Origin of the sequence: Caenimonas sp. SL110 (genome assembly GCF_001044395.1) — a bacterium.
Taxonomy (GTDB): Bacteria; Pseudomonadota; Gammaproteobacteria; order Burkholderiales; family Burkholderiaceae_C; genus Ramlibacter.
This window is the reverse complement of sequence record NZ_JANU01000045.1, coordinates 1-23354: the sequence shown is the minus strand read 5'-3', so window position 1 is coordinate 23354 and position 23354 is coordinate 1. Positions and strand designations below refer to the sequence as shown.

The window sequence follows — 23354 nt, the reverse complement described above, 5'->3', positions numbered from 1 at the left end:
TGTTCAGGCTTTCTTGACTTTGCTCGCGCGGCCTTCAAGGAAGTCCTTCACGCGGCTTTTGGCTTCGGGGGCGCTCTGTGCAATCGCGGCCATGAGCGCTTCGGTGAGAAAGCCCTGGTCGGCGGGTTGCTCGGCGATGCGGGGCAGGGCATGCATCAGCGCGTAGTTGGTGAGCGGCGCATTGGTCGCGACGCGTTTGGCCAGTTCCATGGCCTTGTCGAAGGCCGTGCCCTGCGGTACGAGGTACTGGGCCAGGCCGATCTTCTCGCCGTCCTGGGCGTTGTAGACACGGCCGGTGAGCATCATGTCCACCATGCGCGCCGCGCCGATCAGACGGGGGATGCGCACTGCGCCGCCGCCGCCCACGAAGATGCCGCGCGAGCCTTCGGGCAGGGCGTAAAAGGTCGATTCGTCTGCGACGCGGATGTGGCAGGCGCTTGCCAGTTCAAGACCGCCGCCCACCACCGCGCCATGCAGCGCCGCAATGACCGGCGCAGGACCGTACTGCACGGCTTCCAGGGCGGCATGCCACATGCGCGAGTGGTGCATGCCGGCGCCTGCGTCGCGCTCTTTCAGCTCCGACAGATCCAGCCCCGCGCAGAAGTGTTCGCCCTCGCCATCGAGCACGATTGCGCGCACACTGGCGGGCATTTCCTCGAACATCTTGCGCACGGCCAGGATGAGCCCATCGGACAGCGCATTGCGCTTGGCGGGGCGGGTCAGCCGCACGACGGCTACAGCGTCGTGGATTTCGAGTTGAACGTCTTTGGATGTCATGTCGGGGTTTGCCAATCGGGTTGATTATTGTTATAAATAATAACCAATTCAAGGCCGGCGGACTAGGACTTACCCTAGCCGCGGACCGCATGACGGAGACAAGCATGGACCACAAGAACCTCATCGCGATTGACGTACACACACACGCAGAAGTCAGCTGCTGGAACCCCTTTGACAACTACGGCGAAGAGTACGACCGCGCCGCCGACAAGTACTTTCGCTCGAACCGCCGGCCCACCATCGCCGAGACGATTGCTTACTACCGTGAACGAAAGATCGGCCTGGTCATGTTCACGGTGGACAGCGAGTCCAACCTGGGCCGCCGCCGCATTCCCAACGAGGAAATCGCGCAGGCTGCCAAAGAAAACAGCGACATGATGATGTGCTTTGCCAGCATCGATCCGCACAAGGGAAAGATGGGCGCGCGCGAAGCCGAGCGGCTCATCAAGGAGCATGGCGTGAAGGGCTTCAAGTTCCACCCGACAGTGCAGGGCTACCACCCCTACGACAAGATGGCGTGGCCGATCTACGAGGTCATCAACGAGCACAAGCTGCCCGCGATTTTTCACACGGGCCACAGCGGCATCGGCTCGGGCATGCGCTGCGGTGGCGGCCTTCGGCTGGAGTACAGCAACCCGATTCACCTGGACGATGTGGCGATCTCGTTTCCCGACATGCAGATCGTGATGGCGCATCCGAGCTTTCCGTGGCAAGACGAGGCGCTGTCGGTTGCAACCCACAAACCCAATGTGTGGATCGACCTGTCCGGCTGGAGCCCGAAGTATTTTCCGAAGCAACTCGTGCAGTACGCCAACACGCTGCTCAAGGACCGCGTGCTGTTCGGCAGCGACTATCCGCTCATCACGCCTGAGCGATGGATGAAGGATTTTGAAGAGGCGGGGTTCAAGCCCGAGGTGATGCCCGGCATCCTCAAGGGCAACGCGGTTCGCCTGCTGGGACTGGATAAGGAATGACCGTGCCGGGCGGCTTTTTTCGCAGCCTGGCCGACATCGACGCGCTGGAGCGAACGCCGTACGAAGAGGCGATTCCCGCTCGAACGACCTACGGGCTGATCGCGCGCGCAGCGCAGCGATTTGGCGATCGCACGGCGTTCGCGTATCTGGCGTCTGGCGAGCTGGATGCGGTGGCGCAGCGCATCAGCTATGCAGCGCTCCTGGCGCAGATCCATCGCGCGGCCAACCTGTTTCGCAGCCTCGGTGTGGGGCGCAACGACGCTGTCGCCATCCTTGCGCCGAATGTTCCGTCCACGCAGTACGCGCTGTGGGGCGCGCAGGTCGCAGGTCGCGCGTGCCCGATCAACTTCATGCTGCAGCCCGATCACATTGCTGCGCTGCTCAAGGCCAGCGGTGCGAAAGTGGTGGTGGCCTTGGGGCCGCATCCGCAGCTCGATGTGTGGGGCACGGTTGCGCGTGTGCCGGGCATTGGTGATTTCAAGGTCTTGCGGATCGGGGAGGGCGCGTTATCGGCATCTGCGGCATCTGCGGCATCTTCGGATTCATTCGAAGCAGCGCTGGCCGCCCAGCCTGATCAACTGCAGTTCGATCCGCAGCTCTCGCACGAGTCCATCGCCGCGCTGTTCCATACCGGCGGGACCACCGGTGCGCCCAAGCTCGTGCAGCACACGCATGGCAACGAGGCGCACACGGCGTGGTTCGCGCACCAGTTCTACGGGTTCGATGAGCACACGGTCGAGATCAACGGCTTCCCGCTCTTCCATGTTGCAGGCGCGTTCGTCTATGGCCTGTCGCTGCTCGCCATCGGTGCGGCGCAGTTGCTGCCCACAGTCACCGGCATGCGCAATGCGGCGTTCATGCGCAATTACTGGAAGTTCTGCGAGCGCGAGAAGGTCACCGCGCTCGCGTGCGTTCCGACAATTCTCGCGGGGCTTTGCAACCTGCCCGTCGACGCCGACATCAGCAGCGTGCGGGTTGCGTACACCGGCGGTTCGCCCTTGCCCCATGAACTGGCATCGCGCTTCGAGGCATCGACCGGGATCGCTGTGCGCAACATCCTGGGGATGACCGAATGCGCGGGCCTCGTCTCGATCGAACCCGTGGGTGCGGCGCGCGTGCCCGGGTCGGCTGGATTGAGGCTGCCGTATTCGCAAGTCAAGGCCGTGAAGTGGCGCGGCGACTCCGTGCAACTTGATGAACCCTGCGGCGCAGGCGAGACCGGCGTGATTGTGCTGCGCGGCCCGAACGTGAGCCCCGGGTACACCGACGCCGCTCGCAACTCGGGCATGTTTGAGGGCGGTTGGCTGATATCCGGTGACCTCGGGCACATCGACGCGAACGGCTACATCCACGTCACCGGCCGCGCGAAAGACGTCATCATTCGCGGCTCGCACAATATTGATCCGGGTCTCGTTGAAGAGGCTTTTCTGGCGCACCCTGCGGTGGCGATGTGCGCGGTGGTCGGTGAGCCCGATGCGCATTCGGGTGAAGTGCCGGTTGCATTCGTTACCTTGAAGCCCGGCATGGAAGTGACTGGCGATGCGGTGCTCGCTGCCGTGTCACCGCAGGTCTATGAACGGCCTGCGACGCCGCGCCGTGTTGTGGTGCTCGATGCGTTGCCGCTCACGGCCATTGGCAAGGTGTTCAAGCCTGCGCTGCGGCTGAAGGCCATCGAGTTGAAGCTGCTCGAAGTGTTGTCACCGATCGCAGGGCCGCGCAGTCTCGATGTTTCGTCAACGGAGGGCGGCACGGCAGTGCGCATCTCTGGCGATGCTGACGAAGCGCTGGTCCAGCGGCTGCGCGATGCACTAGGCGCGATTGCAGTGCGAGTCTCGTTCGCGTTCGATCACCAGCCGCCGGTGGCCAGCCACTCCTCGACATCGGGCAACCGGTCGTAACCCCAGAACATCTCGCCGTCGATGATGAAGGTGGGCGAGCCGAACACGCCCGCGCGCAGGGAGGCATCCACTTCGCGGCGCAGCAGCGTCGCGGCGAATTCGCCCTGCACTTCGGTTTCGAGCCACTTCGCATCCATGCCGTCGGGCAGCTGAACTGACGCCACCGCTTGCGGTGTGGACAGGTCTTTTCCCTGAGCCCAGTACGCGTGATAGAGCGCTTGCGCCATCGGCGCCTGCAGATGAGGGTGGTGGTGCTTGACCAGGCAGAAAGCGCGTGCGGCGGGCAGCGGATTGCTGACGGGCGCGTCGAGATCGCGCTCCATCTTCAGGCCGAGTTTGCGAATGTGGCGCGGGATGTCGCGGCGCACGTAATCGCCTTTGAGCGGTGTGTCGAGCAGCGGTTTGAGGCCCATGACCTTGAGCACTGAAACGCCCAGCAGCATCACGTTCCAGTTCACGTCACGGCCGTGACGCGCCGCCAGCTCGGCAATGCGCAGGCTCGCGAGCCAGCCGTAGGGTGAGATGAAGTCGAAATGGAAGTGGAGCGGGGAGGGCATGGGCGCTAGGATAATCGCGCCGCTAGTGGCGCGCAGTGTCCGCTTCGCGGTGGATGCCGGATCAAGTCCGGCATGACAACCAGACAAGAGGCTGTCATTGCGGACTCGATCCGCAATCCATCTTCGTTATCAGTCGTCATACAACTGGTTTGAATTATCATGGCTCGCATGGCGACGTCATCAGCAGCGCGCGACACACGCAATCCAGACAATCCTGCCGAAAAAAGCAGGGCGGTTGAGCGCGAACCCCAGCCCGCGCGCAGGCGCTCGCGCAGCCTCGCTCACGACCTGGTCGAAGGCATAGGCGCCCAGATTCGCGGGCAGGTCCTCAAGGCCGGCGACAAGCTGCCGACCGAGTCCGAGATCATGCAGGCATATGGCGTGAGTCGTACTGTCGTGCGCGAGGCGCTATCCAAATTGCAGGCCGCCGACCTGGTTGAAACGCGTCATGGCATCGGCACTTTTGTGCTGGAAGCGCGCCGCTCGCAGGGCTTCGGAATCGACCCGGCCGACATCGCGACGGCCGTGGACGTGATGGCGGTGCTGGAGTTGCGAGTCAGCCTCGAAACCGAATCCGCAGGGCTGGCGGCGCAGCGCCGTACAGAGGCGCAGCTCAAGGAAATGAGGGCAGCGCTCGACGCGTTCGAGGCCAATGTCGATGTGCCGGGCAATGCGGTTTCGCCCGATTTCCGCTTTCACCTCGCGATCGCCAACGCAACCGGCAACCGGTACTTCGCGGACATCATGACCCACCTGGGATCGACGGTGATTCCCCGCACCCGCATCGACTCGTCGCGCGTGGCGCATGAAGACATGGGGCAATACCTGCGCAGGGTCCATCGCGAACACGAAGAAATTTTCCAGGCGATCGCGCGGCGCGACAGCGATTCGGCCCGCGCGGCCATGCGCATCCACCTCACCAACAGTCGCGAGCGGTTGCGTGTTGCGCAAGAAGATGCGCAAAGGCAGGAAGCGCGGCAGGGCCGGGCACCTTCCGCAGCTTCCGGCAAAGCCTGATCCGGTGAAACCCCAGATTGCGACTTGCCAAGCTTAGTTGTACGATAACATACAACATCAATGACTTTGAGGTTTTCATGATTCAACGACGCACATTCATCGCGGTCGCTGCAGCGGTTGCGGCTCCTGCCCTGCATGCCCAGGCGGACAAGTGGCCTTCGAAGACGCTGCGCATCATCGTGCCGTATCCACCGGGCGGGTCGTCAGACATCATCGCGCGGTCGATCAGCCAGCCGCTCTCCGACGCGCTCAAGCAATCGGTGATCGTGGAAAACCGGGCAGGGGCCAACGGCAACCTCGGTGCGGAGCTCGTTGCGAAGTCCGCGCCCGACGGCTACACCATGCTGCTGTGCGACACCGGCGCCCTGGCGATCAGCCCGTCGGTGTACACGAAGCTCGCCTTCGATCCGTCAAAGGATTTGCGTGGCGTGACCATGCTTGCGTATTCGCCACATTTGCTGGTGGTGCATCCGTCGGTGCCTGCGTCCAACCTCAAGGAACTGGTGGCGCTGTCGAAACAGAAGGATCTCAACTTCGCAGTGACGGCGACCGGTAGCGCGCCGCATCTGGCGGGTGTCGCGCTCGAACGTGCGAGTGGGGCGCGTTGGCAGTACGTGCCGTACAAGGGCGGCGTGCAGGCGGTGCTCGATACGGTTGCAGGCCAGACCCAGGTGCTGATGAACGGCATGCTCGCCACGCTGCCGCATGTGCAGTCGGGCAAGCTCAAGGTGCTCGGCGTTTCCAAGAGGACCCGCATGCCGCTGATTGGCGAGGTGCCGACGATTGCAGAGCAGGGCATCGCCGGATTCGAGTCGGGCACGTGGCAGGGCATGCTGGTTGCCAACGGCACGCCCGATGCGATTGTTCAGCGGCTCAATGCAGAACTGATCCGCGTGATCCGCTCGCCCGACATTCGCGCGCGGCTTGCAGGGCAGGGCGCTGAAGTGGTCACGATGACGTCGGGTGAACAGGACAAGTTCTTCGTGACCGAACGCGCGCGCTGGGCGCAGGTGGTGGCGGCGGGGAACGTGAAGCTGGAGTGACGGGGCCGTCATGCCGGGCCACGACCCGGCATTAATGCCGCAATGGATCAAGCGCCGCTGCCGCTTCGCGGTGGATTGCGGATCGAGTCCGCAATGACAGCCTTTATTCCGGTTGTCATGCCGGACTTGATCCGGCATCCATGCAGCGGTTGATCAAGAGCCGCTGCCGCTTCGCGGTGGATTGCGGATCGAGTCCGCAATGACGGCTTCTGCTAAACGGTTTTGGCCTTCGGCGTGGCCCCATCACCCATATCCCAATACAACCCCGTCATCACCGACAGCGCTTCGCGCAGCAGCTCCGGCGGCAGGTGCTCATTGGGCGCGTGCTGGGAGCAGCCCGGATACGAGTGCGGCACCCAGACCGTGCGCAGGCCCAGGATGTCCGTGAAGATGTCGTTGGGCAGTGAGCCGCCGAGGTTGGGCAGCACAGCGGGCTTCTTGCCCGTCGTCTTCGCAATCGACGCAGCCGTCCACTGAACCCACGGGTCTTCGGGGTCGATGCGCGTCGCCGCAAACATCTCGTCTTTCGTCAGCACGATCTTCACCATCGGAAAACCCTGCCGATCCAGGTGCCTGCGCAGTGCCGGCATGAACTCCTTCGGGTCCGGCCCGACCACGAATCGCAACTGGCATCGCGCCCACGCGGTCGGCGGAATGGCGTTGACCGGCGTCTGCGGATTGCCGGTCTTGTATGCGAGCACCTCGAACGAGCACCAGCCAAACACGCGCTCGGCCGGTGACAGTCCCGGCTCGCCCCACCACGCCTCGATCTCGGGGCCGTCGGCGCCGCCATCGACTTCGCAATCGGCAAGCGCCCGTCGCACCGAAGCAGGCAACTCCCTGGGCACCCACTCGTGGATGCGGATCTGGCCGGTCGGCGAAACGATGCTCGCAATCGCATGCGCAAGCTGGATGCCGGGGTTGGAAATCAGCCCGCCCCAGTTGCCCGAGTGATGCCCACCCTTGCGCGCCTCGATCACCAGATCAAAACTGAGCGCACCGCGCGTGCCCAGAAAGATCGTCGGCCTGTCGGCGCGAAGGCGCGGCCCGTCAGATGCAAGCAGCAAGTCGGCGTCGAACAGTTGCTTGTGCTCCTCGCACAGTTCGCGCAGACCCGGCGAGCCGGTTTCTTCGCCCATCTCGACCAGATACTTCGCGTTGAAGCCAAGCTTGCCGCGCAGCTTGAGCACGTTCGCCATCGCGAGCATGTTGACTGAATGCTGGCCCTTGTTGTCTGCAATGCCGCGTCCGTACCAGTTGCCGTCACGCTCGGTCAGCTTCCAGGGCGACAGGCCCTCTTTCCATTCGGGCTCCAGGCCGCGGATCACATCGCCGTGACCGTAGCCGAACACCGTCGGCAGGTTGGCGCCTTCAATGCGCTGCGCAAAAAGAAACGGCGCTCGCGCCTTGGGATGCGTGAGCGTGCGGCACTCAAAGCCCATGGCCTCGAATGCGGGCTGGATTTCATCGTGCAGGTAGGCCGCCAGTTCGCTGCCGCGCTCGGGGTTCTGGCTCTCGGTCGGTATGGCGATGCGCCGCGCGATCAGCTCGCGGAATTCGCCGGAGTCGAATGACTGCTCGGAACGGTGAATGGCTTCCACTCGGGAAGGAGCTTGCGAACGATCCATGTGTGTTCAATCCGGAAGTTTGTCGAGGTCGCCTGCAACGACCAGGTGGAGTCTGGCAGGGGAAAAGTGTTTGCGCATGGCCTCGTTGGCCTGCGCGGTGGTAACGGCTGCGATGCGTTTGGGAAACTCGTCCAGGTACGCCGGGCCGAAGCCGAATTTTTCGGCGGCGACCAGGTTGGATGCAATGCCTGAATTGGTTCCCAGCGCGATCTTGAAGTTGCCTTCGAAGTAGCTCTTTTGCACCGCGACTTCTGCGTCGCTTGCGCCTTCGCGCGCGTAGAGCTCGATCACTTCGCGCGTGGAGCGGATCGCCTTGGCGACGTTTTGCGGCGCGACGTTGGCATTGACCAGCCACACGCCGTCCAGTTCGTCGCTCTGCAAAAAGCGCGAGTAGATCGAGTAGCTCAGGCCTTCGGTGTCGCGCACGCGTTTGCCGATGCGCGACGACAACGCGTTCTGGCCCATCACGGCATTGCCGACGAGTGCAGCTTCGAAGTCGGCATCGGTGCGGCGCAGGCCACTGGGCATGCCCATGATGATGTTCATGTTGGCCTTGCCTCGCAGCGTGACTGCTTCGCGTGCAGGCTGCGCTGCAGGTGTGGTGCGTGCGACCGAAGCGAACGAAGGCCGGTCCCCGCGCGCAAGGCTGCCGAACAGTTTCTCGACCAACGCAATCGTGGCGTTCGCGTCCACATCGCCAACGATCGCCAGGATCATTGAAGCGCCGCCGAATCGGGCCTTGTGGAACGCTTGCAGGTCGGCTTGCGTCAGCGCTGCCAGGCTGCGAGCTCGCGCTTCACGACCCGGCGCATGGTACGGATGCCCTGCTGAAAACGAGAGCTGCGCCAGTCGCTCCTGCGCACGAAACGAAGTGTCGTCGTCGGCGCGCAGGTAATCGTTTTCGAGTTCTCGTTTGGCGCGGGCGAGTTCGGCGGCGGTGAAAGCGGGCTGCCGCAATTCTTCTGCGAGCACGCCCAGCATCATGGGCAAATCACGCGCCATGCCGTTGGCCTCGATGCCAAGCTCCGCGAGTTGCGGCAGGTAGCGCCGTGTAGCGCCCGCATCATTGAGCAGCGCGCCGATCTGCTCCTTGGTGCGCAGCGTGGTGCCGCGCGAGAGCATCTTGCCCACGAGATCGGACAGCGCAGCTTGCGTTGGTGGATTCGTGATGCCGCCTGCGGTTACAAGGCCCCGAACACTGACGGTTGGCAGCGCGCGATTGACCACCACGTCGACGATGAGGCCGTTGGCAAGCACCTTGCGGGAGGTGCGTTGTGCAAAGGGCAGGCGCTGTTCGCTGCCGCTGCTTGCTGCGGCTTCAGCTATGGATGCACCGGGCGCGGAGGTGCGTGGCGGGGCAGCGATGCCGGCTGCTGGCGTGCCTGGCGCAGTGGAAGCCGGGGTCGGTTCGAACCATCCGACCGTCGCGCGATCCGTCACCAGATATGTCGCCGCCACCCGCTTCACATCTTCCGCACTCACGGCGGCGATCCGGTCGGTATAGGTCAGGAACCATTTCCAGTCGGTCGATGCCACAGCCTCTGCCATGTTGCGCGCCAGGTTGTTGGAGCCTTCACGCGAGCGGACGTGGGCGATCTCAATCTGGCGCTTTGCGCGCGCAAGTTCCACCTCGGTCACGCCCTTGTCTGCAACGCCTGCCACAACCGACTTGATCGCCGCTTCCACATCACGGTGCGGGCGTCCCGGCGCATTGCTCGCGGTGATGTAGAACGCAAAGGGATCGCGCAGCGCCCAGTTGCTGACGTCCACGCTGGTGGCGAGTCCCTCATCGACCAGCGACCGGTACAGCCGTGAATTGACCCCGTCCCCCAGGATGACGCCCAGCACTTCGAGTGCCATGAAGTCCGGATGTGAGGCAGCAGGGCGCATGTAGGCGACATGAACCAGGCCGACGGTTCCGGGCCGCCTGACGCTGGCGCGCCGCTCGCCTTCCTGCGGCGGCTCGACGGTGATGACCGGCGGGATGGGATGGGGTGCGCGCGCAATCGCGCCGAACTGTCGATCAAATGCGGTGAGCGCGGCCTCGGTATCGAAGTCGCCAATCAGGATGGCCGAGGAGTTGTCGGGATGGAAGAAGGTCTTGTAGTGCTCACGCAGTTTCTCCGTGGTCACGCCCTCGATGTCCGAGCGATAGCCGATCGTGCTCCAGTGGTACGGATGCGCCTGTATCGCGGAGGCGATCACCGACTTGGCCAGCACGCGCGACGGCTGGTTCTCGCCGATCTCGAATTCATTGCGCACCACCGACATTTCGGACTTGCGTTCCTCGTCCAGGATGAGCGCGCGGCTCATGCGCTCGGCTTCGATGCGCATCGCGAGTTCGAGCTTGTCCGACGGAAAGGTCGAGTAGCCCGTCATGCGGTCGTACCAGGTCGTCATGTTGGAAGAGGCCGCGTCGCCGCCTGCTTCGTAGATCACTTCCTGGAATGTCTTGTGCCCGTTCGCGCGGCCGAAGTTCTGCGTGGACTTGTTGAAGATCATGTGCTCGAGCAAGTGAGCCGAGCCCGTGTTGCCCGGCGACTCGTTTCGCGAGCCCACGTGATAAACAACCATGAATGTGAACACTGGTGCGGCCCGTTGCGGCAGCACCAGGATCGTCATGCCGTTGGATTTGAGCCGGTACTGCGCGACGCCGCGAAACGTCTCCACATGTTCGACATTGGCGGGCAGGGCGCTGGCCGGAAGCGATGTAAGCGACGCCAGCAATGCGATGAAAAATAGAAACGTGCGCATGGATTTGAGTCTATAGCCGCCCGCGAACACGCGCGAGGATCTCGAAGAAGCCTTCTGCCAGCAGGGCCAACGCGGCAGCAGGAACCGCGCCCGCCAGCAGCAAGCCGGTGTCGTTGATGGCCAGCCCGGTGACGATGCGCTCGCCGTATCCACCGGCACCGACAAACGCAGCGATGGTCGCAGTGCCGATGGCGATGGTCGTCGCCACGCGGATGCCCGCCAGGATGGTGGGCCAGGCCAAAGGCAACTCGACCAGGCGCAGCCGTTGCGAGTGGCTCATGCCCAGCGCCGATGCGGCATCGCGCAAGCCTTGCGGCACTTCGCCAAGTCCGGTGACGGTGTTGCGCATGATGGGCAGCAAGGCGTACATGGTGAGCGCGATCAGCGCCGGCACGATGCCAATCGCGCCGACAGCCCAGATCAGCACGGCGAGCATCGCCAGCGAAGGAATCGTCTGCAAGAGGCCGGTGACGCCCAGCAACGCGGCGCGAACGCGCGGCCGCGCATAGGTCAAAAGTGCCAAAGGAATCGCAAGGATGGCGGCGATCAGCACAGAGCCGATCACAAGGCCCACGTGCTGCACCGTCAGCCGCCACAAGTCCGGCCCGAACAGTTTGGCCGCGAACCCGCGCGGCGCAGCATTTTGCGCAGCCTTGCCCTTGCCCGAAAGATGGTCGCGCGCAATCACATCGAAAGCTTGCTTGTCGAGTTCGGCGCGCGCGTTCATCGCGATCATGCGGGCCTCGTCGATGCTGCCTTCAAGCCGGGTGAGGGCGGCCCATGCCTGGGGAAAACGCTGGGGCACGTCGAGCCGGTACAGCACCAGCGCGTCGTAACGCGGAAAGTAGTTCTGGTCGTCGCGCAGCACGGCCAGCTTGAGGTGGCCGATCTTCGCGTCGGTGGTGTAGATGTCCATCACGTCGATCTGGCCCGCAGTGATCGCGTCATAGGCAAGCCCGTGGTCCAGCCCGGTGGGTTGCTGCTTCAGGCCGTAGCGCTGGGCCAGCCCCGCCCAGCCGTCGGCGCGGCCGATGAACTCGTTGGACAGGCCCAGCTTCAGCTGCGGATGTTTGGCCAGATCGCTGAGGGTGCGAATGCCAAGCCGTGCTGCATCACCTTCCCGAAGTGCCAGCGCGTAGCCGTCGTTAAAACCGAGTGGAATCGCCACGCCCAACCCGAGCGCCGCCAGCGCGTCCCGCATGGCCTGCAGCGACATCGGCTTGTCGGCCTTGAGGATTTCAAGGGCAATCGTGCCCGCGTATTCGGGATAGAGATCGATGGCGTTGGAGCGCAGCGCCTCATACACGACAGCGGTGTTGCCCAAGCCCTGCCTGACCTGCGGCGGCTCACGCAGATGCGGCGCCGCCGTCTGCGCCAACACCTGCGCCAGGATGTACGACTCGGTGAATCGTTTGGAGCCCACCCGCAGCGTTGCACCTGCATCTTGCGCTGGCGCCGGGAGCGTCCAGATCGTGAGCCCGGCCAGCAGGCAGGCGAGTAGCACCAGGCGTTTCATGCGAACTGATTATGGGGGTGCCTTAAGAAAATTCCCTAAGGCTGCGCATGCAGGGAAAACGATACTCCCGGGCGTGATGCCACCCTCTGTTTCGCCCCTCCTTGAGTTGATCGCGAATGCGGAAACTCCCCAGGTGGCTGCGGAACGGCAGCGGGCGGAGCGCGCCGAAGACCAGTTGCGCGAGATGCAGTCGCTGCTGCACATGGCGGCGCAGATGGGCAGGCTGGGCGCCTGGTCTTATGTAGTGGGTGAGCGGTGCGTGACCTGGTCCGAAGAGGTCTGCGCCATCCATCACCTGGCGTCCGGCGCACGGCCTACGCCTGAAGAGGCGCTGGCCTTTTTTTCGCCCGAGTATCGCGATGCCATGTCGGCCATGATCAGCAAGAGCCTGGCCGATGGAACGCCGTTCGATATAGAAGGCGAAATCATCACTGCCCGTGGGCAACGCGTGTGGGTCCGCGCGATCGGCGAAGCGCAGTGGGATGTGGACGGCAGGGTGTGCCGGCTGCAAGGCGCCATGCAGGACATATCGGAGACGCGGCGTGCGGCCGAGCGCGAGTTGCACATGGCCGAGCAGCTGGCGGCGGCGCTGGCCAGGCGCGTGAGCGAACGCACGGCGCAACTGGAGACGGCCAACCAGGAACTGGAAGCTTTTTCTTACTCCATCGCGCACGACCTGCGTGCGCCCCTCAGTTCGATGGACGGCTTCAGCATGATGCTGCAGCAAGCCGCCGGTGATGATCTGTCTGACCGCGGTCGGCATTACCTGTCGCGGATTCGGGCCGGTGTACGCCAGATGTCCGAACTCACCGATGCGCTGCTCACGCTATCGACCCTGTCGCGCACCAGCCTGGTCCTGGAAGAAGTGGACCTGGCCGACCTGGCCCATGGTGCGGTGATGGCCTGCCGTGAGCGTTCGGGCAAGCGGCAGGTCGAGGTTTCGATACCCGCTGCGATGCCCGCGTATGGCGACGAGCGCCTGTTGATGCAGGTCATGAACCACTTGGTGGGCAATGCGTGGAAATTCTCGTCGCGAACCGCGAACGCGCAGATCGAGATCGGCATGAAGCAGGACGCCGGCAACGAGGTGGTGTACTTTGTGCGCGACAACGGCGCGGGTTTTGACATGGGTTACGCCTCGAAAATGTTCGAGCCCTTTCATCGCCTGCATCCCGTGGCCGACTACGAAGGAACCGGCATGGGCCTGGCCATCGTGCGCAAGGTCGTGACACGCCATCGCGGGCGCGTGTGGGCGGGCTCTGCGCCAGGCGAAGGCGCGAGCTTTTACTTCACGCTCGGACAGCGCGAACCTGCGGCCTCGTAAGGCTGTCATTGCGGGCGTGACCCGTGAACTGTCATTGCGGGCTTGACCCGCAATCCATGACTGATCAAGCGCCGCATCCGCTTCGCGGTGGATGCCGGATCGAGTCCGGCATGACAGCCCCCCGGGCACGGCGCTTGCGTGTGCTCCAGCAGCCACCTGAAAAACGGACGACAGCGTTTCCACCTAGGAACCTTGGGCTCTTGTTTTTATCTATCGTTGACCTACAGTGAAGGCAGCGTTCTTCCGACAGGTGGGTGAGAAATTTGGGGATCAGATTGCGATCATGGCTCAGCGTTAAACAGGCGCACGGCCAACTGACTTCTTAGGAGGTTTCATGGATGTAGTCCGGAATTTTCTGCAGCGTTACGAGCAGACGCGCGAAGAAGAAATGAGCCTGGAGGAATACCTGGACCTGTGCAAACGTGAGCCGCTCGCGTATGCGACCGCAGCGGAACGAATGCTCAAGGCCATAGGCGAGCCAGAGATCGTCGACACCCGACACGATCCGCGCCTGTCGCGCATCTTCGGCAACAAGATGGTTCGCATCTATCCTGCCTTCAAGGACTTCTACGGCCTGGAAGAACCCATCGAGCAGGTCGTCTCGTGCTTTCGCCATGCGGCCCAGGGACTCGAAGAGAAAAAGCAGATTCTCTATCTGCTCGGCCCGGTAGGCGGCGGCAAATCTTCCATCGCAGAGCGGCTCAAGGCGCTGATGGAACAGGTGCCTTTTTACGCCATCAAGGGCTCGCCCGTCAACGAGTCGCCGCTAGGTCTTTTCAGCAACGCCGAAGACGCGCCCATCCTCGAAGAGCAATACGGCATCGCGCCGCGTTACCTGCAACGCATCATGTCGCCGTGGGCCGTGAAGCGGCTCGAAGAATACGGCGGTGACATCCGCAAGTTCAAGGTCGTCAAGCGCTTTCCGTCGATCCTCAAGCAATGCGGTATCGCCAAGACAGAGCCGGGCGACGAGAACAACCAGGACATCTCGTCATTGGTTGGCAAGATCGACATCCGCAAGCTCGAAACCTATGCGCAGGATGACCCTGATGCGTACAGCTACTCGGGCGGCCTGTGCCTGGCCAACCAGGGCCTGCTCGAATTCGTGGAAATGTTCAAGGCGCCGATCAAGGTGCTGCATCCCTTGCTCACGGCTACGCAGGAAGGCAACTTCAAGGGCACCGAAGGCTTTGGCGCCATACCGTTTGATGGCATCGTGATGGCGCACTCGAACGAAAGCGAGTGGAAGGCATTCAAGAACAACAAGAACAACGAGGCGTTTCTCGACCGCATCTACATCGTGAAGGTGCCGTACTGCCTGCGCGTGACCGAAGAGGTCAAGATCTACGAGAAGCTGCTGCGCAATTCTTCGCTGAAGGATGCCGTGTGCGCGCCCGGCACGCTGCGCATGATGGCGCAGTTTGGCGTGCTCACTCGCCTGAAAGAGCCTGAGAACTCCAGCATCTTTTCCAAGATGCAGATCTACGACGGCGAGAACCTCAAAGACACCGACCCCAAGGCCAAGAGCTACCAGGAATACCGCGACTACGCGGGAGTCGATGAGGGCATGACGGGTATCTCCACTCGCTTTGCGTTCAAGATCATCTCCAAGGTCTTCAACTTCGATTCGACCGAAGTCGCTGCCAACCCTGTGCACCTGATGTACGTGCTGGAGCAGCAGATCGAGCGCGAGCAGTTCCCGGCGGAGACCGAGCAGAAGTACCTGTCATATATCAAGGAACACCTGTCGGCACGCTATGCAGAATTCATCGGCAAGGAAATCCAGACGGCCTACCTGGAGTCGTATTCGGAATACGGGCAGAACATTTTTGACAGATATGTGACCTATGCGGACTTCTGGATCCAGGACCAGGAGTTCCGTGACACGGATACCGGCGAAATCTTTGATCGGTCCGCGCTCAACGCAGAGCTGGAGAAGATCGAAAAACCCGCAGGCCTGTCGAACCCCAAGGATTTCCGCAACGAGATCGTGAACTTCGTGCTGCGTGCGCGGGCCAGCAACGCGGGCAAGAACCCGCTGTGGACCAGCTACGAAAAGCTGCGCACAGTCATCGAGAAAAAAATGTTCTCGAACACCGAGGACTTGCTGCCGGTGATCTCGTTCAACGCCAAGGCCAGCGCCGACGAACAGAAAAAGCACGAGGACTTCGTCAATCGCATGGTCGAGAAGGGGTACACGCACAGGCAGGTCAGATTGCTATGCGAGTGGTATCTGCGCGTTCGCAAGAGCTCATGACCACGCGGAGCACCTGAATGACAAAGGCGTTGCTCCACCAGGTCATCGACAGGCGGCTCAGTGGCAAGAACAAATCCATTGGCAACCGCGAGCGGTTCCTGCGTCGCTACCGTGAGCAGATCAAGGATGCGGTCCGCAAGGCCGTAGGCGAGCGCGGCATCAAGAACCTGGAAGAGGGCACCGACATCACGCTGCCCCGGCGCGATGTGTCCGAGCCCGTGTTCAATCACGGTGCAGGCGGCAAGCGCGAAATGGTGCATCCGGGCAACCAGGAATACCTGCGGGGCGATCGCATCGCGCGTCCGCCCGGTGGTGGTGGTTCGGGCAATGGCGACGGCGCATCGCAGGACGGAAGCGGCGAAGACGACTTCGTGTTTCGCATCACGCGCGAAGAGTTCATGAACTACTTCTTCGACGACCTCGCATTGCCGCGCCTCATTCGCACGCAATTGCTCGCCGATGCACCGGAATGGAAGAACCGCCGCGCAGGATTCGTTTCGGAAGGCAACCCGACCAGCTTGCATGTGGTGCGCTCGATGCGTGTTGCGCTGGGCCGGCGCATCGCGATGGGCGGGGAGTCTCGGACCGATCTGCGCAAGCTGGAGGCCGAGCTTGAACTGCTCGGGGACCAGGATGCGCCCGGCACGAAGATCGCGGCGCTGGAAGCAGAGATTGAAATACTCAGGGCGCGTCTGAAGCGCGTGCCGTTTCTCGATCCGTTCGACCTGCGCTATCGCAACCGCGTGCGCGAGCCTGTGCCCACGAGCAAGGCCGTGATGTTCTGCGTGATGGATGTGTCGGGCTCGATGGACGAATCGCGCAAGGACCTGGCCAAGCGTTTCTTCATCCTGCTGTATCTGTTTTTGTCGCGGCACTACGAGCGCACTGATGTGATCTTTATCCGTCACCACACGCAGGCCGCCGAGGTGACCGAAGACGAGTTCTTCCATGCGACCGAGAGCGGCGGCACGGTGGTGTCGAGCGCGCTCACGCTCATGCACGAAATCATTCGTGATCGCTACATGGGGTCGGAGTGGAACATCTACGGCGCGCAGGCTTCTGACGGAGACAACTGGCAGCAGGACTCGGCCAAGTGCCGCGAACTGCTCAACGACAAGCTGCTGCCGTTGTGCCGCTACTTTGCGTATGTGCAGGTGGCCGATGAAGACCAGAACCTGTGGGAAGAGTACACGCGGGTTCGTGACACCAACACGCACTTTGCGATGCAGAAGATCGTGACGCCTTCGCAGATATTCCCGGTGTTTCGCGACCTGTTCAAGAAGAGTCCGGCGGGGGTTTTATGAGCGCTGTCTTCGAAACACCGTCTGACAGCAAGAAGCTGCCCAGCCCATCGGACTGGACCTTCGAGCTCATCGAACAATACTTCGAGGCGATCCGCAAGACGGCGCAGCGCCACGGCCTGGACACGTATCCGGTACAGCTCGAACTGATATCGGCCGAGCAGATGCTCGATGCATATGCGTCTGTCGGCATGCCGGTGAATTACCGTCACTGGTCGTTCGGCAAGCAGTTCATATCGAGCGAAAAGAACTATCGCCGCGGCCACATGGGTCTTGCGTACGAGATCGTCATCAACTCCGACCCGTGCATCGCCTACCTCATGGAAGAGAACACGATGCCGATGCAGGCGCTGGTGATGGCGCATGCGTGCTTCGGGCACAACTCGTTCTTCAAGGGAAACTATCTCTTTCGCATGTGGACCGATGCGAGCTCCATCGTTGATTACCTGGTCTATGCCAAGGCGTACATCACCGAATGCGAGGAGCGGCATGGGATCGATGCAGTCGAGGAATTGCTCGATGCGTGTCATGCGTTGATGCACTACGGCGTGGACCGTTATCGCCGGCCGCAAAAGATTTCGATGGTGGAAGAAGAAGTGCGCCGCAAGGACCGTGAGGCCTATCTGCAGCAGCAGGTCAACGACCTGTGGCGCACCTTGCCCAGATCAGCGGACAAGCACGCGAAGAAGGAGAAGAAGCGTTACCCCGAAGAGCCGCAGGAAAACATCCTGTATTTCATCGAAAAGAACGCGCCCCTGCTGGAGCCGTGGCAGCGCGAAGTGGTGCGCATCGTGCGCAAGGTGGCGCAGTACTTCTATCCGCAACGCCAGACGCAGGTGATGAACGAAGGCTGGGCCACGTTCTGGCACTACACCTTGCTCAACGACATGTACGACCAGGGCCTGCTGACCGACGGCTACATGATGGAGATATTGAGTTCGCACACCAACGTCGTGTTCCAGCCGGGCGTGGGCGACAAACGATATGGCGGCATCAATGTGTATGCGCTCGGCTTTGCGATGTTCACCGACTTGCGGCGCATCTGCGAGAACCCGACCGACGAGGACCGCGTGTGGTTTCCGGATATTGCCGGATCGGACTGGCACAAGACGCTGGACTACGCGATGCGGCACTTCAAGGACGAGAGCTTCATCGGGCAATACCTGTCGCCCAAGGTGATGCGCGACATGCGGCTGTTTTCGATCGTGGATGACTCCGCGCAGAAGGAACTGGAAGTGGCGGCAATTCACGACGACGCGGGATATCGGCGCGTGCGTGAGGGTCTGGCCAGGCAGTACGACCTGAACTGGCGCGAGCCGAACATCCAGGTGTGGAACGTGAACCTGCGCGGCGACCGGTCACTGACCTTGAGGCATACCCGACACAACGACCGACCGCTCGATAGTGGGGCGGAAGAAGTGGTCAAGCATGTGGCGCGGCTGTGGGGGTTCCGGGTGCGGCTGGAGAGCGTGGATGCGCAGGACAAGGCGCTGCAGCATTGGGAGGTGACGCCGGTGGGGCATGGGCATTGAGGGGCGCGGGGGTTCGGGAATAGAGATTTTTCGCAGAAATGGGCTGGAAATAGAGATTTTTTGCAGTTTGTAGAGATTTTCTGCACAGGTAAGTCCGCAAATCGTTCATTAGAAATAGTTAGAAAGGTATACGTGTCGATATTTCATTGAAATTTCGACACGTTTTGTTGACGTGTCGATGGCTTCGACATAAGCTGCCGACGTGTCGACAAAACCGGATTCTTTCATCATGACGGACGCAGCATTGGCTTGGCAAGCCGATCACCCGTACAACCAACTGCCCCCGCTGCCTCCGGCAGTCGAGCTTGAAAGCCGGACTGTGCTCAAGGCCTGCATTGAGGCTCGTGCAGCGCTGGCTGAGCTGAAACAAGCAGCAGAGCTCATTCCCAATCAGGCGATGTTGATCAATACGATTCCGTTGCTGGAAGCCAAAGACAGCTCGGAAATTGAGAACATCGTCACGACGACCGACCAGCTGTTTCGGTATGCGCAAGGTCAGGGCCACGGCAACGCCGATCACGCTACCAAAGAAGCGCTGCGTTATCGCACTGCCTTGAACCAGGGCTATCACTCGCTCAAAGAACGTCCGCTGTGCACCGCCACAGCCGTCAACATTTGCCGCACCCTCAAAGGGGTGGACATGGACATCCGCCGTACCCCCGGTACCCAGCTCGCCAACGATCGGACCGGGGAGGTGGTCTATACCCCCCCAGAAGGTGAAGCTCGCTTGCGCGACATGCTCGCCAACTGGGAGCGCTTTCTGCACAACCAGACAGATCTGGACCCGTTGATCCGAATGGCCGTGGGCCACTACCAGTTTGAAGCGATCCACCCATTCATCGACGGCAACGGTCGTACCGGGCGCGTGCTCAACATCCTCTACCTCATCCAGGAAGACCTGCTGACCCTGCCCATTCTGTACCTGAGCCGCCACGTGATCGCACACAAGGCCGACTATTACCGTCTTCTGCTCAACGTCACACGTGACCAGGCCTGGGAGCCCTGGCTGCTTTTCATGCTTCAGGCTGTGGCCGACACGTCCAAGTGGACAACGGGCAAGATCGCCGCCATCCGCGCATTGGCAGACCACACCACCGATCACGTGCGTACACGCCTTCCCAAGATCTACACGCGGGAGTTGGTGGACGTCATCTTCGAACAGCCCTATTGCCGCATTGGCAACCTGATCGACAAGGGCATCGGCCAGCGCCAGACGGCTTCGCGTTACCTGCATGAGCTTGCCACCTTGGGCGTCCTGCGAGAGATGAACCTCGGCAAGGAGAAGCTCTTCATACACCCCAAGCTGATGCAGCTACTCAGCCGGGATAGCAATCGCATTGAGCACTACGTCTGAAGATGTACGACTTCAGCTGGCTCTCAGCCGGGCATCAACTTCCAGATTCAACGGTGAATGAAAACAGTAATGAAAAACTCAAAAATCAGTGCCGCGAACACGAACAGGTTTGTTGGCGAACTCAAGAGGGTCGAAGCTGCACGGCTCGAACTGCAACCGCACAACGATGGGAAACCTGCCGGATCGCATCTCTCGCTCACGCGCGATGCAATTGCCGAAGTCTCCCGTGGCAAGCCCCCTTTGGAGCTGCAAAGCGCGTCCTCTCCTGGTCACGAAACCGATGACGAATCCGATGACGATGATCTAGCCCTCGAAAAGCTGGATCAATTCCGGTTGGGCTTGACGCGCCTGGCCTCGTCCGCAGACTTCCAAAGCTCAGTGGCGGAGCGTGCCCGCAGGGACGGGATGCCCGTCGCGGTCGCTCGTCATGTCTGCAGGGCCCAGCTCGCTAGTGGCCTGGCGCGCAAACTTTCCATTGGGATGTCCCGCAGCGTTCAGCAGGCGATTGAAGCAGCGCTGGAATTCGAGCTGCGTCCGCTCGGAAATACAGCTTCTTCAGCCGTAACCTCCCAGCCCGCGCCATTCATGTGGGATCTGCGGACGTGGCAAGTTCCTCGCACCGTCTGGGATTGTGTCGAGCTTTTCAAGCAGCGAATGCGAGCGGCAACCATCGCAGAAAAGCACCTGGCCCGCGCGCAAGAAGCCAGGGCGGAACAGCACGTGGATTTCATCAGTGAGATCGAGACCGGGCATCCCGGTCACCAGGCTTTGATCTACCTGCTGCGATTCGCCCACGAAGAAGAGCACGGGCTCGCGCCCGGTGCCAGCGCTTGCACGGTTGGACCCACCGCAACGAACCCCATTGAGCGTTCGATCTCGGCCTTTCACAAGCTCTACGACCGGATGCTTCAGTCGTATCCCGGGGCCGATGACGCTGAGCCTTACTACAAGGCACTCACTGCTCACCGTATCTCCGTGGCGTTATCGGAAGGCATGCCAGCAGACGTTCAGCAAGCCGTCGCGAAAGAGCTTGAAGCGGTGCTCGCAAGTCTTTCGGGTTCGGATGAACGGCGTGCCATCGTGCTCGGATTGCTGGACCAAGCCATCCGTCAACCTGATCCGCCGGTTGCATTCGCCCAGGCAGTCAAGGCCGCCGTGAACCTGCAACGCGAACAGACGCAGGCACCAGTCGACAGCCTTGCCCAGGCGCGCGAAATCTACAGGCTGTTCGAAATCCAGCTCTATGGGCAAGGACACGGCGATCTTTCGCAGCCGATGCGCGCCCAGTTGGACAAGATGGATGAGCGTGCCAGGCAGCAACCCGCCATCGATCACACGTTAGCGCAATTCGACAGTGAATTGAAGTTCAATCTGGAGAGCGATGTTGCGATCGAGACTCTCAATTTGTTCAAACGACAGGGTTCAGGCAGCAGTCAGTCCGTGGAATGGACTTACAAAGCCAACGTTGCTTTGAGTTTGGGCCCTGCGTTGCTGAGGACGCTTCAAGCGAAGGGGGCGTCCCCAGTCGTTATCCATGCCTTGAAGAGCCACGTGGATAGCTACCTCGACCAGCTTGGAATGCCGCCATCGGTCAGGGCCGGAATATCGCTTGATAAATCACTGCAAGATCCAGAATTTACCCAGGTTGTGATGAGGCCTCCTGCCTCAGTTCACCGATAAAACCAGGGCTTCGTTGTGACCTGCCGTCAGGCTAGAGGCGATGCCGATGTGATGAGGGCCAGCGCCGTCTCGTTCCCGCTGGCCTTGTACGTGGTCAGCGGGCGCGACAGGATCGCGGAGTTGTGGGACGTGATCGGATGACGGAACTGTGGGAAATTGCGCTGGTACGGGGGGGGCAGGTCACAGGCTACCTTCGCGCCGCCCAGGAAACCAGCATCGTTCCTACGACGAAAAATCCGAATGCGCCCCCAGTCGCACCCCAGAGCGTTGTGCCTCCCCACCATCGGCCCACGACGAAGAAGCCAATGACGCATGGCGCCAGCATGCCGATGGCCCAAATCACACGAACTAGTATCCAAAATGCCTGCGCCGGCGACGGGCTGTCTACTCTGAAGGGTGGGGGTGAATAGCTCTCTGATTGGCGCACTCGAGGTTGCGACCGCGATTGCACGATTTCCTTGGCCGTCTGGATATCCCAGTAATCATCCATCATGTTGCGCGGCATCAGGCAGGCCCTTCTAAACAGCTAGTGCGTCGCGCACTAATCGGGACGGATCCGTCGCTTCAACGGTCCACTTTGCAATACTTGGATGGGTTGCAGCCACGATCGAAATCTTTCTCGAAGGAGAGTAGTAAGTGGACGATGTCCACCGCCGCTCATTGGTCTCAGTGAAGGTTGCTACCGGCTTTGGGTCTGCATCCAGCCTACGCCGAACCCAATGTGCTGCTGTCTGGCCAAAGCAGAGAACAACCTTTACGCCAAGAAGGCGGATAGCGGTCTCATGGAACTGCCAGCTCTCCTCAGCCAACGCATCTAAACGCCCGTCAAGATTCTTCTCCCGCTTTGTGCGAACAAAGATCAAATTGCTTGCTGGCACATCGCTGGGCTTTTGCTGCACAGCATCGAGGAGGTGCAAAACCCTAGGCTGAAATCCAAATGTGCCTGGCGGCTTGCCTTTGAGCGACTGGTCGCGAAAGGAAGACCAGTCTGCGTTTCGTTCGCTCACTGCCTGAGTATGCGACTCCAGCGTTTCGTGTTGATGATCGTCAGGGCCACCTCCAGGGTTGAGCCCGAGTATGTAGAGCGGTCGAGTTCCCGAAAATGCATTGCGCCCCGAATTAAAAACAACGCCTGACTGTTTCAGCTGCGTAGCTGGAATCAGATCACGAAGAACCTCGAACGCGTTCCGTTGATTAGCAGCCATCTCGCCTCCAAAAGAACAATGGTCTCAAAAAAGCGAATTAAAGTAAAAGATGCACTGCAACATTGACAGGACATGCTTGACATTAATTCGCGAATTTTTCGAAGAACGAGTTGAAATGATGAATCGCGATGGGTTAAGGACGGTCAGAACAACTCGGACGCGGTCGCGTTGTGACGTCGGTCGATTTGTGAATATGCGAAATTGACATGTTTGGAAGGCTTGGAAGTGAGATTTGGGCGCTTCGCTCGCCCATTACGCCGTCTTCGGACGCACCTGCCCCTTCAGCCCAATCAGTTTTTGCGCGCCATCCACAGGTGCGACAGCGCGAACAGCGGCAGCAGATGCGCAGTGTTCTGCTGCAGACCGCGAAAGCGCACCTTGGTTAAGCCGAACTGCCGCTTGACTGACTGCATGAATGAGGCTCCAACTACCTTCACGCGCGCCGCATCTCAGTTCCGCCTTCCGAAGGCGCCGCCAACGTGTCAAGCTGAACCGCCCCGGTATTTGAGGAGGCTCCATTCTCTGAGAGGATTGAGC

General features: G+C 61.3%; 16 protein-coding genes and 1 pseudogene. 10 read left to right on the top strand and 7 right to left on the bottom strand.

Features of this window, described 5'->3' with window-relative positions; translation table 11 throughout:
- Positions 1 to 3 precede the first annotated feature (3 nt).
- Complete coding sequence (locus AQ12_RS19000) at positions 4 to 777, bottom strand: crotonase/enoyl-CoA hydratase family protein (protein WP_048441537.1); 774 nt, start codon at positions 775 to 777, stop codon at positions 4 to 6.
- 104 nt (positions 778 to 881) lie between these two features.
- On the opposite strand from AQ12_RS19000, the gene AQ12_RS18995 reads away from it, so the two are divergent.
- A complete protein-coding gene (locus tag AQ12_RS18995; RefSeq protein WP_048441536.1) occupies positions 882 to 1751 on the top strand; it encodes an amidohydrolase family protein in 870 nt (289 codons plus the stop codon).
- Complete coding sequence (locus AQ12_RS18990) at positions 1748 to 3649, top strand: acyl-CoA synthetase (RefSeq protein WP_053076806.1); 1902 nt, start codon at positions 1748 to 1750, stop codon at positions 3647 to 3649. Before AQ12_RS18995 ends, AQ12_RS18990 begins: the two co-directional genes overlap by 4 nt.
- Here AQ12_RS18990 and AQ12_RS18985 read toward each other — a convergent pair.
- Entirely contained in the window at positions 3598 to 4206 is a 609-nt protein-coding gene (locus AQ12_RS18985; RefSeq protein WP_048441535.1) for a 2-hydroxychromene-2-carboxylate isomerase, read from the bottom strand. The two genes, AQ12_RS18990 and AQ12_RS18985, sit on opposite strands and share 52 nt — an antisense overlap.
- A 168-nt stretch (positions 4207 to 4374) precedes the next feature.
- On the opposite strand from AQ12_RS18985, the gene AQ12_RS18980 reads away from it, so the two are divergent.
- Both AQ12_RS18980 and AQ12_RS18975 read left to right on the top strand, forming a co-directional pair.
- Positions 4375 to 5223 carry a FadR/GntR family transcriptional regulator gene (locus tag AQ12_RS18980; protein WP_082151687.1) on the top strand — a complete coding sequence of 283 codons (849 nt, stop codon included), beginning with the start codon at positions 4375 to 4377 and terminating at the stop codon, positions 5221 to 5223.
- A gap of 77 nt (positions 5224 to 5300) precedes the next feature.
- The gene (locus AQ12_RS18975; protein ID WP_048441534.1) at positions 5301 to 6266 is read left to right on the top strand and encodes a tripartite tricarboxylate transporter substrate binding protein; all 966 of its coding nucleotides are present in this window, start codon (positions 5301 to 5303) and stop codon (positions 6264 to 6266) included.
- Positions 6267 to 6478: 212 nt separating this feature from the next.
- On the opposite strand, the gene AQ12_RS18970 is transcribed toward AQ12_RS18975, so the two are convergent.
- Genes AQ12_RS18970 through AQ12_RS18960 form a run of 3 tightly spaced genes read right to left on the bottom strand, consistent with a single transcriptional unit; the run spans position 6479 to position 12164 of the window.
- Positions 6479 to 7894 carry a M20 family metallopeptidase gene (locus AQ12_RS18970; protein WP_048441533.1) on the bottom strand — a complete coding sequence of 472 codons (1416 nt, stop codon included), beginning with the start codon at positions 7892 to 7894 and terminating at the stop codon, positions 6479 to 6481.
- Positions 7895 to 7900: 6 nt separating this feature from the next.
- On the bottom strand, positions 7901 to 10648 hold the full coding sequence (locus AQ12_RS18965; protein ID WP_152682862.1) for a pitrilysin family protein: 2748 nt from the start codon (positions 10646 to 10648) through the stop codon (positions 7901 to 7903).
- A gap of 10 nt (positions 10649 to 10658) precedes the next feature.
- Positions 10659 to 12164: a glycine betaine ABC transporter substrate-binding protein gene (locus AQ12_RS18960; protein WP_082151686.1), complete on the bottom strand. Its 1506-nt coding sequence runs from the start codon at positions 12162 to 12164 to the stop codon at positions 10659 to 10661.
- A 133-nt stretch (positions 12165 to 12297) separates the two neighbouring features.
- Between AQ12_RS18960 and AQ12_RS18955 the strand changes: the two genes are divergently transcribed.
- From AQ12_RS18955 to AQ12_RS18930, 6 genes are all read left to right on the top strand, one after another.
- Positions 12298 to 13488, top strand: a complete 1191-nt coding sequence (locus tag AQ12_RS18955) for an ATP-binding protein (RefSeq protein WP_161799047.1) — start codon at positions 12298 to 12300, stop codon at positions 13486 to 13488.
- A gap of 334 nt (positions 13489 to 13822) precedes the next feature.
- Positions 13823 to 15745, top strand: coding sequence for a PrkA family serine protein kinase (locus AQ12_RS18950; protein ID WP_048441531.1), 1923 nt, complete (start codon positions 13823 to 13825; stop codon positions 15743 to 15745).
- A gap of 17 nt (positions 15746 to 15762) precedes the next feature.
- Complete coding sequence (locus AQ12_RS18945; RefSeq protein WP_048441530.1) at positions 15763 to 17049, top strand: YeaH/YhbH family protein; 1287 nt, start codon at positions 15763 to 15765, stop codon at positions 17047 to 17049.
- Complete coding sequence (locus AQ12_RS18940) at positions 17046 to 18578, top strand: SpoVR family protein (RefSeq protein ID WP_048441529.1); 1533 nt, start codon at positions 17046 to 17048, stop codon at positions 18576 to 18578. The genes AQ12_RS18945 and AQ12_RS18940 overlap by 4 nt, the downstream gene beginning before the upstream one ends.
- 229 nt (positions 18579 to 18807) lie before the next feature.
- Positions 18808 to 19932 (top strand): protein adenylyltransferase Fic, encoded by a 1125-nt coding sequence (fic, locus tag AQ12_RS18935; protein WP_048441528.1) that lies wholly within the window; start codon positions 18808 to 18810, stop codon positions 19930 to 19932.
- 57 nt (positions 19933 to 19989) lie between these two features.
- Entirely contained in the window at positions 19990 to 21612 is a 1623-nt protein-coding gene (locus AQ12_RS18930; RefSeq protein WP_152682861.1) for a hypothetical protein, read from the top strand.
- Between the two features lie 518 nt (positions 21613 to 22130).
- Here the strand turns inward: AQ12_RS18930 and AQ12_RS22850 are convergent.
- A complete protein-coding gene (locus AQ12_RS22850) occupies positions 22131 to 22817 on the bottom strand; it encodes a hypothetical protein (RefSeq protein WP_152682860.1) in 687 nt (228 codons plus the stop codon).
- 290 nt (positions 22818 to 23107) lie between these two features.
- Positions 23108 to 23221: pseudogene (locus AQ12_RS22845) on the bottom strand (IS5/IS1182 family transposase); the annotation flags it as partial.
- Positions 23222 to 23354: the final 133 nt, after the last annotated feature.